This window comes from Paraburkholderia caffeinitolerans, assembly GCF_902859945.1.
Classification (GTDB): domain Bacteria; phylum Pseudomonadota; class Gammaproteobacteria; order Burkholderiales; family Burkholderiaceae; genus Paraburkholderia; species Paraburkholderia caffeinitolerans.
This window is the reverse complement of record NZ_CADIKL010000014.1, coordinates 25083-39358: the sequence shown is the minus strand read 5'-3', so window position 1 is coordinate 39358 and position 14276 is coordinate 25083. Positions and strand designations below refer to the sequence as shown.

11 protein-coding genes are annotated in these 14276 nt (G+C 64.4%); 5 read left to right on the top strand and 6 right to left on the bottom strand.

Going from position 1 to position 14276, the window contains the following annotated elements:
• The 6 genes from HV773_RS15985 to HV773_RS15960 form a co-directional block, all read right to left on the bottom strand.
• On the bottom strand, window positions 1-1548 hold the full coding sequence (locus tag HV773_RS15985; RefSeq protein ID WP_343052365.1) for an acyl-CoA synthetase: 1548 nt from the start codon (window positions 1546-1548) through the stop codon (window positions 1-3).
• 37 nt (window positions 1549-1585) lie between these two features.
• On the bottom strand, window positions 1586-2086 hold the full coding sequence (locus tag HV773_RS15980; protein WP_175195380.1) for a PaaI family thioesterase: 501 nt from the start codon (window positions 2084-2086) through the stop codon (window positions 1586-1588).
• Window positions 2087-2100: 14 nt separating this feature from the next.
• Window positions 2101-3792: a GMC family oxidoreductase gene (locus tag HV773_RS15975; RefSeq protein ID WP_175195377.1), complete on the bottom strand. Its 1692-nt coding sequence runs from the start codon at window positions 3790-3792 to the stop codon at window positions 2101-2103.
• 284 nt (window positions 3793-4076) lie between these two features.
• A complete protein-coding gene (locus HV773_RS15970; protein WP_175195375.1) occupies window positions 4077-6812 on the bottom strand; it encodes a winged helix-turn-helix domain-containing protein in 2736 nt (911 codons plus the stop codon).
• Window positions 6813-7067: 255 nt separating this feature from the next.
• The gene (locus HV773_RS15965) at window positions 7068-8186 is read right to left on the bottom strand and encodes an acyl-CoA dehydrogenase family protein (protein ID WP_175195373.1); all 1119 of its coding nucleotides are present in this window, start codon (window positions 8184-8186) and stop codon (window positions 7068-7070) included.
• A 13-nt stretch (window positions 8187-8199) separates the two neighbouring features.
• Entirely contained in the window at window positions 8200-9393 is a 1194-nt protein-coding gene (locus HV773_RS15960; protein ID WP_175195371.1) for an acyl-CoA dehydrogenase family protein, read from the bottom strand.
• A 298-nt stretch (window positions 9394-9691) separates the two neighbouring features.
• Here HV773_RS15960 and HV773_RS15955 point away from each other — a divergent pair, with 298 nt between their 5' ends.
• The 5 genes from HV773_RS15955 (at window position 9692) to HV773_RS15935 (ending at window position 14269) form a co-directional block, all read left to right on the top strand.
• Complete coding sequence (locus HV773_RS15955) at window positions 9692-10879, top strand: lipid-transfer protein (RefSeq protein WP_175195369.1); 1188 nt, start codon at window positions 9692-9694, stop codon at window positions 10877-10879.
• Window positions 10880-11015: 136 nt separating this feature from the next.
• On the top strand, window positions 11016-11768 hold the full coding sequence (gene fabG / locus HV773_RS15950) for a 3-oxoacyl-ACP reductase FabG (RefSeq protein WP_175195367.1): 753 nt from the start codon (window positions 11016-11018) through the stop codon (window positions 11766-11768).
• Between the two features lie 31 nt (window positions 11769-11799).
• Window positions 11800-12948, top strand: coding sequence for an acyl-CoA dehydrogenase family protein (locus HV773_RS15945; RefSeq protein WP_175195365.1), 1149 nt, complete (start codon window positions 11800-11802; stop codon window positions 12946-12948).
• A gap of 9 nt (window positions 12949-12957) precedes the next feature.
• Window positions 12958-13455 (top strand): MaoC family dehydratase, encoded by a 498-nt coding sequence (locus tag HV773_RS15940; protein ID WP_175195363.1) that lies wholly within the window; start codon window positions 12958-12960, stop codon window positions 13453-13455.
• A 22-nt stretch (window positions 13456-13477) separates the two neighbouring features.
• Complete coding sequence (locus tag HV773_RS15935; RefSeq protein ID WP_175195361.1) at window positions 13478-14269, top strand: citryl-CoA lyase; 792 nt, start codon at window positions 13478-13480, stop codon at window positions 14267-14269.
• The last annotated feature ends 7 nt before the right edge of the window (window positions 14270-14276 follow it).

Below are 14276 nucleotides of genomic sequence, written 5' to 3'. Positions count from 1 at the left end.
TTAGTGGCCTGCGTGCGCCGGCTGTTTTTCCATGGCGGCGCGCAGTTCCCGTTTGAGAACTTTGCCGATACCCGAAAGCGGCAGCTCTGCACGGAACTCCACGGATTTCGGGCACTTGTAGCCGGCGATTGCCTGCCTGCAGTGTTCGCGAATCTGCGCTTCGGTCGCTGTCATGTCAGGACGCAACACCACGACTGCATGCACGGTTTCGCCCCACTTTTCGTCTGGCAGACCGATCACCGCGCACGATGCGACGGCCGGGTGCCGGCAGATCACATTCTCGACTTCTGCCGAATAGACGTTTTCGCTGCCGCTGACGATCATGTCCTTGATGCGGTCGACGATGAAGATGTAGCCGGCGTCGTCCATATAGGCGCCGTCACCCGTGTGCAACCAGCCGCCGCGCAGTGCGCTCGCCGTTTCCTGGGGCCTGTTCCAGTAGCCGTGTGTCACGTTCGGACCCTTCACCGCAATTTCGCCGACCGTGCCGCGCGGGACCTCTACGCCTTCGGCATCGACGATCTTGACGGCGATGCCAAAAATGGCGCGCCCGGCCGACATGTGCAGCCCCTTCGTCCGTGCCGGCCCGGTATGGTTTTCGTGCGGGTTCGACGCCACGATCATGGTTTCGGTGAGACCGTAAGCCTGGGTGAACTCGACGTGAGGCAGAAGCTGCAAGCTCGTTTCGAGCGTGGAGGCCGTGATCGGGGATGCACCGTAGGAGATGCGTCGGACGCAGCTCAAGTCGGTTTGGCCGAAGTCGGGATGGTCGATCAGCATCTGCAGCATCGTAGGCACGAGCGTGACTTCGGTGACGCGTTCGCGCTCGACGGTCCGAAGCAGTTCCGCAGGTTCGAATAGCGGGATGATGACGTGGCTCTCGCCCGCAATGAACTGACCGATCGCGCGCCCGAGCGCGCCGATATGGAAGAGCGGCGCCGCATGCAGCACTCTGCCTTCGCGTAGCGGCGCAACGTCGGCATTGCGCTGGATCGAGGCGCACCACAGCGCAGCATGTGTCTGTGTAACGCCCTTGGGAAAACCGGTCGTGCCGCCGGTGTACATGATGATCGCCAGATCGTCATAGCCGCGGCCGGCGTCCGGAACGGGCTGGGTCTCCTCGATCAGTTGTTCAAACGATTTCATCCCATCCGGGACGGGTTTTTCGCCCGCATAGATGAGCGTGAGCGGTCGTTGCGTAGCGCTCTGGATCGCCTCGGCCATCGGCGCGAAGCGATCGGCGAGAATCAGGATGTTCGTGTCGCAGTCGTTGAGCGAGTAGGCTATCTCTGCCGCGCTCCAGCGGATGTTCACCGGATTGGCCACGCCGCCTCCCCACCAGACGCCCATCAGGTATTCAAGGTAGTAGTCCGAATTGAATGACAGCATGGCGACGCGGTCGCCCGGTTGCATGCCAAGCGATTGCAGCGCGCCGGCAAGGCGCGCTACGCGATCGGTGAATTCGCGGAAAGACCGGCGACGTTCCCGGAATATCGTCGCCACTTTGTCGGGCGATTGTTGCAGGGATCGGTGCAGGGCGTGAGTCATGTACATCAACGTCTCCTTCCAGATTGTATTGTCATGCTCAGGTGGCTTGCCCTGGCGGCTTGCAGGTTGTCGAGCGGTCTTGACGGCGGGTGGAACTTCCCACGTGAAAGACGCCGCTGGACGTCAAGAGGGTGCGCCCGTCGGTCAAGACCGAACAGGTTGCGTGGGCAACACTTCTGCCGACCTTCGCGACCGAGACGTGCGCTTCGAGCCAGTCTCCCTGTTTTGCGGGCGCGAGATAGTCGACGCCCAGATGGACTGTCGGGGTCAGGGTGTGGGTGAAGTCGCGCCGCAGGATCAACCCGAACGCGGAATCCACAAACGTGGCAAGAAATCCGCCATGTGCGATGCCGAGGCTGTTCAGGTGTTCTGGCTGCACGCGCACGCCGACGATGGGCAGCAATCGGTGGATCATGAAGCCACCGCACAAATTGGAGAATGCGGCGGTCGTGATGGCCGGCTCGAAATTTTCAGGTGCTGCGATCGACGCATGTGCGACCGCGGCTACCTCGGAGGCGGAGAATTCGGGTGAAAGCATTGGTTGCCGCCTGGTCAAAGCGTCTCTCTGGTCGTCGTCGGTGCGTTGCCTGCGACGGATGTCACTGGCGTGGGGCGACCCAGTATCAAATCTGCGGCTTTCTCCGCGATCATGATCGTCGGTGCGTTGGTATTGCCGCTGACGACGGCCGGCATGACCGACGCATCGACCACGCGAAGCCCGGCTACGCCGCGCACGTGCAATTCCGTGTCGACGACGGCGTGCGCATCTGTGCCCATGCGGCAGGTGCCGACGGGATGAAAGACGGTTTCGGTCCGCGCGCGCAGCAGTGCCCGGATTTCGTCATCCGTGGACGTCTCCGCGTCCAGCCAGGGATTCACGGGGCGGCCGCCGAAGCGCTTGAGCGCGGGCTGGTCGACGATCCGTTTGAGCAGGCGCACGCCGGCCACGAGCGCGTCCATGTCGCGGCTGTCCGCGAGCATGTTGAGGTCGATGACGGGTGTATCGCGCACGTCCTTCGATTTCAGCGTGAGCCGGCCGCGGCTGTGCGGCCGTAGGAGGCAAATGTGCGCCGAGTAGCCGTGGCCGTATTTCATCGGGACCGTGATGGCCGCATTGGCGAAATGGATTTGCAGATCGGGCTCGGTAAGGTCCGGGCGGCTCTTGATGAAGGCACCCGCCTCAGCGACGTTGCTGGTCAGCATGCCGGTACGCTCGCGTTTGTAGCGCCGCAGTTCTCGCAGCATGCGCAGCCCCCCGAGCACGGAGACCCCAAACAGATCGCGACTCGGCACTGAGGTCTGGACGAGCAGAATGTCGGGATGGTCGTGAAGGTTGTGTCCCACGCCGGGTGCATCGCACACGACCTTGATGCCGAGTTCGCGCAGATGTTCGCCCGGACCCACTCCCGAGAGCATCAGCAGTTGTGGCGAGCCGATCGCGCCGGCGCTGAGGATCACTTCGCGGCTGGCGTGAAGGACCGTTTCCTCGCCGCCGCGCTGCACGACCACGCCCGTAGCGCGACCGCCTTCGATCACGATCCGCACCACCTGGGTATCGGTCAATACGTGCAGATTTGGCCAGCGGCTCTTGCCGGCCGCGGCGAGTTCGGGATCTCCGCCGTGCAGGTAGGCACGCGCGGCATTCCAGCGTTCGCCATTGCGCTGCGTGACCTGGAAATAGCCGGCGCCCAACTGGGTGACGCCGTTGAAGTCGGGATTGTAGGGGTGGCCGGCGGCGAGCGCGGCTTCGATGAAGTAGCGCGCGAACGGGCCGGGCGAGCGAAGATCCACGACGCTGAGGGGGCCGACGCCGCCGTGCAGCGCGTCCTCGGTATGGCCCGCAAGGCGTTCGTTGCACTCAGCGCGCTTGAAGTAAGGCAGAACGTCCCGCCATCCCCAGCCAGGGCATCCATTCGCGGCCCAGTTGTCGTAATCGGCCGCGTTGCCGCGGATATACACCATGGCGTTGATCGACGAACTGCCGCCCAGCCCGCGTCCGCGCGGCACACGGATCTTCCGGTTGTTCAGGTCCGGCTGGGGCGGTGTGCGCAAGCCATAGTTGAACGGGCCGCGTTTCGTCGCGACGACAGCGACGCCAAGGGGCGTCGTGATTCTCGCATTCTGGTCGCCCGGCCCGGCTTCGAGTAAGGCGACCCGATGCGTGCTGCGCTGGGCCAGACGGCCCGCAATCGCGCAGCCGGCGGAACCGCCTCCAATCACAATATAGTCGTAGTGGGTATTCATAGGATTCGATCACCTGCAGCGCGAAACTTGCATGGACATGGCGCGGTAACGTAAGACGGCATGCATCCATGCTTGTGGAGGTGATCAAGTACACCACGGGCGGGGGCGCGCTGAGCCCCCCCGCAAAACAGGGGGAAGGACATTCACGCACGCGTCGATGCGCGCGGGTATGAGGCTGGCGCCGCGTCGGGAGCGTCGGGTTTCGCACAACGACGGGAGTGGACGTGCCAAGGCGACGCCCCGGTTCGCGGGACGTGAAGAAGGGGGCACCGCTGAGCAGGCGCCTATTCGTTTGGTTTCGTGTCGAACTTCGCGCGTACGACGCCTGGGCCGGAACCCCAATCGATATCACGCAGACGGTCGAGTGCCGCGTCGCGCCCGGAAACGCCGAGCTTCCCGTAAATGTTGGCGAGATGCCATTTAACGGTTTCGGGTGACAGGCCGAGCGCGCGAGCGATCTTTTTGGCGGTGAATGCTTCGACAAGCAGCCTGACGACGTCGGTTTCCCGCTGGCTGAATTTCGGCAGATCGCGTGCAGCCCGGTTCGGATGGATGTTCGCGCCTCCAGCAAGCGGCGTTCGTGCGTCGTTTGCCGCTATGCGGGAAAGAATGCGCTCCGCGTAGAACGCGACTACCGGCTCGGCGGCCCTGTCTTGTGCGATTTCGCCGAGCAGGGCGGCGGCATTGGGGTCGGCATCGACCAGGGTGCGCACGAGACCGAGCCGGTGGCCGCGCTGCAGGGCCTCCAGCACTTCCCCTCGGGCTGCTGCCACGCGACCCAAACGGGCTAGAACGACCGCGTGCTGCATGAGCAGTGCGACCTCGTCGCGTTGCCGCCCATGCGAGCGGCAGTAGTCGATGAGCGGCGAGAGATAACGCGCGGCTTGTTCGATGTCCCCTGTCGCGAGGCACCAGCGAACCTGGGTCCCGTGTGCGGCCACGTGGAGTTCGCTGTAGAACTCCGCGGGGGAATCCGGAAAGTGTCTCGCATCGAGTTCGGCGAGCTGTTCGAGCCGCGCGTGCGCGGCTTCCATCTCACCATTCGCGAGGAGCCGCGTCACCTGCAATGCCAGGCTGTGCGCGAGCGGGCGGTCGAGTTCGAGATGCCGCGCGTACTTTTCGAGGCGCTCGAGATAACCGATGGCGCTGGAGCGCAGACCCATGTTCCAGTGCGCAGCCGACAACGTCGTCATGACGCGCAGGACGCAATCGGGCATCGAAACCTGTTCGTACACATCGGCACGCTCTTCGAGCAGATCGCGCGCGGTGCGGTTGTCGTTGCGTTCCACGAGCACTTCGCCGAGCAGGGCGGCCGCGAGGTTGGCCGGTTCAGCGCATACCTTGCCACCCATGTCGGCGTCGCGGAGAACGGCGCGGTACACCTGCTCGGCCTGCGTCATGCTGCCTTCGAGCGCATACGCGAGCCCCGCGAAGCAACGGCCATAGAGCGATCCGACGATCGATCCAACGAGCGGCGCATCGTCTATCACCGTGACGGGCGCGTCGAACTGGAGGTCGCGCGCGCGTTGGTACTCGCCGCGGCGCATGGCAAGCCAGGTCAGGATGAGCCGCCCGCCCGCCGCCAGCGCCGGGTCCGCGTCGACGGGCGGGGCGGCGAAACGGGCTCCCAGCGCCTCGACTGCCTGCACGTTGTCGCGCTGCACCGCGAGGGCCGCGCGCAAGACATCGATCGTGAAGCGATGGCAGGCATCGTCGGCCGGGACATCGGCGTCCAGTGCATCGAGGGTGGCGGCGCACGCGACGAATTCGCGCCAGTAGATCTGCATGCGAGCCATCCACGTACGCAATCGCACACTCGCCTCTACCTGCGCGGCGGGTAGTTCGCGAACGAGGTGCATCAGTTTGGCCCGGTCGCCGAGCACGAAGAGCGTCTGCGCGCACTGTTCGACCATGGCCGCTGCCTGCTCGGGCTCGCCGGCGCGCAATGCGTGGTGGATGGCCTCGTCCACGTGGCCGTGTGCGCGGAACCAGCGGGAGGCAATCGCATGGACCTTGCGCTGCGCTTCGTAGTCCCAGGCAGCGAAGTGCTCTGACAACGATTCGCGCAACAGCGGGTGCAGGCCGTACCAGGTCTCCCATGCGTTGCGATCGACCGTGGAAATGAACAGATTGTCGGCTTCGAGCCGCGCAAGCAGTTCATTCGACACGTCCCGGGCACCGGGATTGTCGAGCAGCGCCGCACAAAGCGCGGCGCAGAAGCGGTCGCAGGCGGATACGCGTATGAGCAGGTCCAGCTCCTCGGGCGCGAGACGCTGGAGCACTTCCTGTTCGAAGTAGACGGCGAACGCGCGCGAGTCGCGCAACTGCTTCTGGAAGAACGCACTGGCGGCGCCGGGCGTGGGCGCGCCCCGCCTTCTGCGCTTCCACGCCACGGAGAAGACCTGGAGCCCTGCCGCCCAGCCGTCGGTGAGCACATGCAGGTGGTGAGCGCTGTCGCTGTCGATGCTGCCGAGCTGTGCGCTCAGGAACAGGGCGGACTCCTCCGCGGAAAAGCGTAGCTCGGAGGCGCCGATCTCGCACACCCCGTTCTCTGCGCGTTCCCGTTCGAGCGGAAAGGGCAGCGGTGAACGGGAGCTGAATGCGAAATGCAGGTTGGGCGGGGCGTAGTTGATCAGCGACTGGAGCGCCGAAAGTATTGAGGCATCCTTGACATGATGAATATCGTCGAAGACCAGCAGCAACTCGCGGCGATGACGCGCAATGCCACGCACCAATGCGACGATGGTGCGCTCGAGTGCTTCTTCGCCGCCCTGGAATCCTCCGAGCTGCTCGGTGTCGCGGGCGATCGCGGGCGAGACCCGGCTGATGCTGCTTGTCAGATAACTGAGCCACGTCGGCAGGCGGTCGTCCTCCGGTGCGAGCGTGAGCCAGGCAACGTCGTAGCCGAGAGGAATCATCGCCCGGCACCATTTGGCGAGGGTGGTGGTCTTGCCGTAGCCGGCGGGGCCGATGAGCACGAAGCATCGGCATTGGCGCGCCTGCGTGAGGCGCGCCAGCATTGCGTCGCGTGGTACAAGTCCGCGACCGAGTCGCGGTGTCACCAGCTTCGTATCAATGAGGGACTTGACCGCGCCGTCTTCATTTGGAAGAGCGACACCGTTTATGCTTTCGGGCATGTGAGGTGTGCATCAATGGCTATAACGCAAAAGATCCTTGAGACGCGAATCTGGCACGAGCGGAACGCCCTTTCTCATCCGGCTTTGTGCCAGGAACGATGATACGGCGCCAGCGTGCCCGCTGACGCTTCAGGTGGGTCAGGCGGCCATGGCGGCACTGTATGCGGCCATGTGATGGGCGCTGTCGCCGAGCAGCATGTCGAACGTTGTGAGGTACTTGAAATAGTCGCCTACCTGCAGTTCGTCGGTTACCCCCATGCCGCCGTGCAACTGCACGGCCTGCTGGCCGACGAAACGTCCTGCCTGTGCCACGATGACCTTGGCGCCAGCCAGCTTGCGCCGTCGCGCATCGGCGTCCTGGTCGTCGATCGCCTGTGCGGCGAGGTACGCCATGGAGAGCGCCATTTCTTTCTGGACCAGCATTTCAGCCATACGGTGCTGTAGTGCCTGGAAGGTGGCAAGCGCCCGGCCGAATTGCTTGCGTGTACGCAGGTATTCGGCCGTGATTTCGATAAGGCGCTCCATTGCGCCGGCCGCCGCCGCGCACTGCGCGGCAATGCCGACGTCGATGCCGTCCTGCAGTGCCGCGACACCGCCGCCCGGCTTGCCGACCAGCGACGCTGCGCTCAGGTGCACATTGCGCAAATGCAGGTCGGCGCCGTGCAAGCCGTCCATGGCCGGATAGCTCGCAAGCGTCACACCGTCCGCTTCGCGCGGCACCAGAAAGAGCGATATTGCGCCGTTCAGGCGCGCGCTGACGAGCCATGCATCGGCGTTGCCGCCATGCCAGACCAGCGCCTTGACGCCGTCGAGGCGGTATCCCTCGCCGTCGCGCACCGCGCTGGCTTTGGCGGTATCCGTGCGATATCGCGTTTCGGGCTCGAGGTACGCGAGCGTGACGATGCGCTCGCCTCGCGCGATCTCCGGCAGCCACTGCGGCCGCTGGTCCTCGCTGCCATGGCGCGCCAGAATGGCCGTTGCCATGGCCACGGGAATGACGGGCTCCAGCACGAGTCCGCGCCCCAACTCGCGCTGCACGGCGAGCTGGCCCGCCGCGCCTTCGCCGAAACCGTCGTAGTCGGCAGGCACGGTCAGGGCGGTGATGCCGAGGCTCGCCAGCATCGCCCAGACGCGCCGGTCGAAACTGCCGCAGTCCCGTGCGATCTTGCGCCGCGTTTCAAACGAATACTCCGTATCGACGAAGCGGCGCAGGCTGTCCGCCAGCATCCGCTGCTCTTCGCTGTAGTCGAATTTCATGAATGCTGTCCTCTCAAATCCCGATAATCGCTTTGGAAATGATGTTCTTTTGAATTTCGTTGGAGCCGCCGTAGATCGACGTCCTGCGCAATTCATAATAAGGCGCTGAAGCGCCGGGAGCCCATGCCGGCCCACCTACCGGCAGCGAGGCGCCAGCTTCGAGCCAATCCGGCGAGTAGGGCCAGCCATACGGGCCGGCCACTTCCATCTGCAACATGGCAATGTTCTGCTGCAATTCGGAGCCACGGATCTTGACGATCGAGGCCTCCGGCCCGGGATGTCCCGCCGCCTGGGTCGCCACGCGCAGGAGCAGCATCTCCAGACCGCTCAGCTCCATTTCGAGCAGCGCAATCTTGTCGCGCGTGCGAGTGTCGTCGATTAGCGGCCGGCCGGCACCATCGGTCACCGTGCTGGCGTAGTGCTTGAGAAGACTCAGTTCCCGGTAGCACAGTCCAATGCCGGCGATGCCGGTGCGCTCGTGTCCGAGCAGGTATTTCGCGCAGGTCCAGCCCTCGTTCTCTTCGCCGACGAGATTCTCCACGGGCACCTCGACGTCCTCGAACCATGTTTCGTTGACGTCGCAACTGCCGTCGAGGGTGCGGATCGGCCGGGTCGATACGCCTCGCGACTTCATGTCGATCAGCAGGAGCGAGATGCCGCTCTGCTGGCGGGCTTCCGGGTCGGTGCGCACAAGACAGAAAATCCAGTCGGCGTAATGTGCGTAAGACGTCCAGGTCTTCTGACCGTTGACGACATACCGGTCGCCTTTGCGTACCGCGCGAGTCTTGAGCGAGGCAAGGTCGGAGCCCGCGCCGGGCTCGGAGAAACCCTGGCACCAGAAGTCCTGCATGTTCGGAATGCGGGGAAGGAAGCGTGCCTGGAGCGCCGGGCTGCCGAAGCGCATGAGCACGGGGCCGATCATCCCGAGACCGAACGGCATCTGGCGCGGGGCGCCGGCGGCAAACGTTTCGATTTCGAAGATGAGGCGCTGGAGCACGCTCCAGCCGGTGCCTCCGTGCTGCGTCGGCCAGGACGGGGCACCCCAGCCGTGCTCGTAGAGGATGCGCTGCCAACGGACGTAGTCGTCCTTGTGCAGGCGCTGGTGGTTGAGGACCTTGTCGCGGATATCGGCGGGCAAGGCCGCCCGGATGAATGTGCGAACTTCCTCGCGAAACTGCTCTTCGTCTGCTGAAAAACGTAGATCCACGTTTGTCTCCCTGTCGACCCGAGTCGGCGCGCTTCAGCACTTGCCCGGGTCCCGTGCACTTGTTGCGGTCGACCGGAGCAGGTGCTTGGTTACTTGCCCTGGTCGCATCAAAGATGTTTGCGGCCGATTGGCCGTTGGGAAGCGACGGTAGCAAGCCCGGATGGTGCGAGCCCCACCATGTTCGGGGGGGCGTAGGCGCGCCCCCCAATCGAGGGGGGCGTGCGCGCACGAACGCCGGTCGCAACATCGGTGCACGGCGGTAGTACGTCTGCCCACAGTCAACTTCAAGGAAGCCACCATGACTCGAAAAGTCTTCGTCGCCGGCGTCGGCATGATTCCGTTCAAAAAGCCAGGCGCCAGCGAAACCTACGACGCAATGGGCGCGCATGCCGTGCGCGACGCACTTGCGGACGCGGGAGTCGCCTATGCCGACATCGAACAGGCCTATGCCGGTTATGTGTACGGCGATTCGACCAGCGGACAGAAGGCGCTTTATCACGTCGGCATGACCGGTATTCCCGTCATCAACGTGAACAACAACTGCGCGACGGGCTCGTCGGCCCTGTTTCTCGCCCGCCAGGCCGTGGCAAGCGGCATGGCGGACTGCGTGCTGGCGTTCGGTTTCGAGTTCATGAGGCCCGGCGCGCTGGTCTCCCGCTGGGACGATCGGGCGCCCGCGCTCGAGCGCGCTCACGTTCTCGCCACGGAGCTGGTGGGCCATGATGAGATCCCCACGGCGATCAAGCAGTTTGCCGGCGCGGGCTATGCGCACATGCAGAAGTACGGCACGAAGCTCGAGACGTTCGCGAAGATTCGCGCGAAGGCAAGCCGCCATGCGGCCAACAATCCGCTGGCTGTGTTCCGCGACGTCCTGACGACCGAGGACGTCATGAACGCTCCCATGCTTTGGGACGGCGTCATCACCCGCCTGATGGCTTGCCCGCCCACGTGCGGCGCTGCCGCCGCGGTCGTGGTGTCGGAGGATTTCGCGAAGCAGCACGGTCTGCGCACCGACGTGTTGATTGCGGGCCAGGCGCTCACCACGGACCTTCCGAGTACTTACGACGCGCGCGACATGATCCGTCTCGTCGGCTTCGATATGACCCGCCTTGGCGCGAACCAGGTGTATGAGCAGACCGGAGTCGGCCCCGCGGACATTGACGTGATCGAGCTCCATGACTGCTTCGCGCAGAACGAGCTGCTCACCTACGAAGGCCTTGGCCTGTGCGACGAAGGCTGCGCCGAAAAGCTGGTCAACGACGGTGACAACACCTACGGCGGCAAGTGGGTCGTCAATCCCTCGGGTGGCCTGCTTTCGAAGGGCCATCCGCTGGGCGCGACGGGCCTCGCGCAATGCTACGAAATGACCCACCAGTTGCGCGGTACCGCAGACAAGCGCCAGGTGGAAGGCGCCCGCAATGCGCTCGCGCATAACATCGGTCTCGGCGGCGCGTGTGTCGTGACGCTTTATCAGAAGCAGAACTGATCGTATGCGCCTCGCCGCAAGCCTGGTCTTGCGCGAGGCGAGCACAGGCCCGGCGCGAAAAATCCGCGCGGGCGATCGGGTGCGGGACAACATCTGAAACCGGTGCATACCGGTTCGTATCGTGGAGGAGCAGGAGATGGATCTGGGCATTCGCGACAGGGTCGCGGTGGTGACGGGCGGCGCACGCGGAATCGGCGCGGAAACCGCGCGCGTACTCGCGCAGGAGGGGGTGAAGCTCGTCGTGGCGGACCTCGACCTTGACGCTGCCGGACAGGTGGCGCAAGAGATCGCGGCACAGGGCGGCCGTGCCATCGCGGCGCGTTGCGACGTGGCCGACGGCAACGACGTGCGGCGGATGGTCGAAGCCGCCACCGAGGCATTCGGCGGCGTCGACATCCTCGTGAATAACGCGGGATTCAACAAGGACCGCTATCTCACGAAGATGACCGAGACGGAATGGGACAGCGTCGTGGACGTCGTGCTCAAGGGCGCGTTCCACTGCACGCGTGCGGTCTTGCCCGGCATGATGGAGCGGCGCTGGGGGCGGATCGTCAACATCTCGTCGCGCTCGGTGTTCGGTAATCCCGGCCAGACCAACTACAGTTCCGCCAAGCTCGGCCTGATCGGCTTCACGCGCGCACTTGCGCTCGAGCAGGCACGCTTCGGCATCACCGCTAACGCGGTGGCCCCCGGCTTCGTCGAGACCGAGCTGATGCGCGCCAATCCTAACTACGACAAGCTGCGCGATGCCGCGCTAGAGAAGATTCCGGTCGGATTTCTCGGCATGCCGGGCGACATCGCGTCGTCGGTCGCCTTCGTCGCCTCGGAGCGCGCCCGCTACATCAGCGGCGTCACGCTGTTCGTGACCGGCGGACGCTTCTCTTCGTAAGCCCGCGTTTTCTATCATCCGGGACTCAATTATGGATTTCGAATTCGACGCAGAGCAGGTAGCGCTGCGTGACAGCATCCGGCGCTTCATGCGCAACGAAGTCGTACCCCGTATCGACGCCTGCGAACGGGAAAAGCGCATTCCGCTGGACCTGCTTGCGGGCGCGAGCCAGTTCGGCTATATCGGCGGCCTGCTGCCCGAGGAGGCCGGCGGTTTCGCGCTGGACTTCGTGACGTGGGCGATGATGCTGGAGGAAGCCGGTTACTTCTGGGGTTCGCTGCGCACTATCGTCAACATCACGAATGTCTTTTTGCGGCTCGTCAGCCAGCACGGCACGGCAGCGCAGAAGGCGCAGTTTCTCGCACCGGTGATGGCGTGCGAGAAGGGCGCCTGCGTGGCCTTCAGCGAGCCGAACCACGGCTCCAACCCCGCCGGCATCGAGATGCGTGCCGAAGACAAGGGCGATCACTACCTCCTGAATGGCACCAAGCTGTGGATCACCAACGGCGTCGCCGCGGATTATGTCATCGTGCTGGCGCGCACCTATAGCGCAACCTCGGACGGCGCTCACTCGCTGTTTCTCGTGGACAAGGCCAGCACACCGATCGACGCGCGCCTCGTCGACAAGATGGTGCTCAAGGCGTCGGGCACCTCCGAGCTTTTCTTCGACAACGTCCGCATCCCGAAGGCCAATCTGCTCGGCGCGGAAGGCTCGGCGCTCAAGGCGATGTCGGTCGGGCTCAACTATGGCCGCATGAACATTGCGATGGGTGCGGTCGGTGCAGCCCAGGCCGCGCTCGATCTGTCCGTGGAGTATGCGAAGACGCGCAAGCAGTTCGGCAGGACGATCGGCGAATTCCAGCTCGTACAAAAGCATATCGTGGACATGATGGTGCGTACCGAGGCGGCCCGCGCGCTGGGCTACAAGGCGGCCGTTTCGCTGCAGAAGGGCTTGCCCTCGCGCATCGAGTGCTCGATTGCGAAGCTCTATGCGGCGGAGGCGGCGCACGAGGTGGCCAAGATCGCCATCTCCGTGCACGGCGGCATTGGCTACTCCACCGAATATCCGCTCGAACGTATCTTCCGCGATACGAGCGGCGGCACGATTCCGGAGGGCACCGCCGAGATCCAGACGCTGATCGTCGGGCGTGAAGTGCTCGGCATGTCGGCCATCTCTTGAGGAGCGACGATGTCCACGACACACACAGTTGCGCCTCACGCCCTTGGCGACCTGCGCTATTACTGGGAAGACATGGAGCCCGGTCTCGCGTTCGAGACCGCCAGCCGCACGGTGACGGAAGCGGACGTGACGAACTTCGCAGCGCTCAGTGCGGACTACAACCGAGTGCATGTCGACGCGCATTATGCGGCCAGCACGCCGTGGGGCACGCGGATCGCGCACGGGATGCTGGTCGCCTCGATCCTCTCGGGACTCAATACGCGCACCGTCGTCAATCAGTTGCTCGAACCCTCGTTGATCGGGCTGCTCGAGATGTCGTTTCGCTTTCCCAAGCCCACGCTGATCGGCGACACGCTGCATGGGCGCATCGAGGTGAGCGGCCGGCGCGAGACCTCGAATCCGGCGCGCGGGATCGTCGATTTCCGGCGCGTCGCGATCAACCAGCACAACGAAATCGTCTGCGAATGCGACGCGCGGATGATGCTGCTGCGGCGGCCAGCGGCTTGATACAACCTGATCGGGAAACTGCATGATTACCACTGAAATTGGCTACACCACGATCGACAAGATCACGGTGCGTGGCAAGGATCTCTCGCTGGAGCTGCTCGGCAAGCTCGACTTCGTCGACATGATGATGCTCACCATCCTCAATCGCCTTCCCGAAGAGCGCGAGAAGCGGATGGTGAACCTGATTCTCGTCACGGCGTGCGATCACGGCCTTACCCCGAGCGCGATGAGCGCGCGGCTCACCTATCTGGGCGCGCCGGAAGCAATGCAGGCAGCGGTGGCCGCCGGTCTGCTCGGCGCGGGCAGTGTGTTTCTCGGCACGACGCAGAATTCGGCGGAGCTGCTGATTGACGCCGCACGAGAGTTGGCGGATGACGCCTCGGACGAAGCCGTGCTGGACTGCGCACGCACGGCGATCCGCACCTCGCGCGAAAAGAAGCAGCCAATCTACGGTGTCGGCCATCCGATCCACGTGCACGGTGATCCGCGGGTGCCGACGCTGGCCGAGGTGTCGCGGCAGAACGGCTACTTCGGCAAGCATTGGCGCCTGATGTACGCCATCGAGCGCGTCTTCCGACATGAGATGGGTAAGAACCTGCCCATCAACGCGGTCGGCGCAATTGGCGCGATCATCGGCGACATGAAGCTCGAGCCGCTCCTTGCTCGCGGCTTCATGCTGGTGGGCCGGGCTGCCGGTCTGCTCGCGCATCTGTATGAGGAGCGCCAGCATCCCATCGGCCAGCAACTGTGGGATCTCGTTCTGACCCAGGACGAGCGCAACGAGATTCCGGCACGCAAGGGCAAAGGCAGCTGATCCGCAC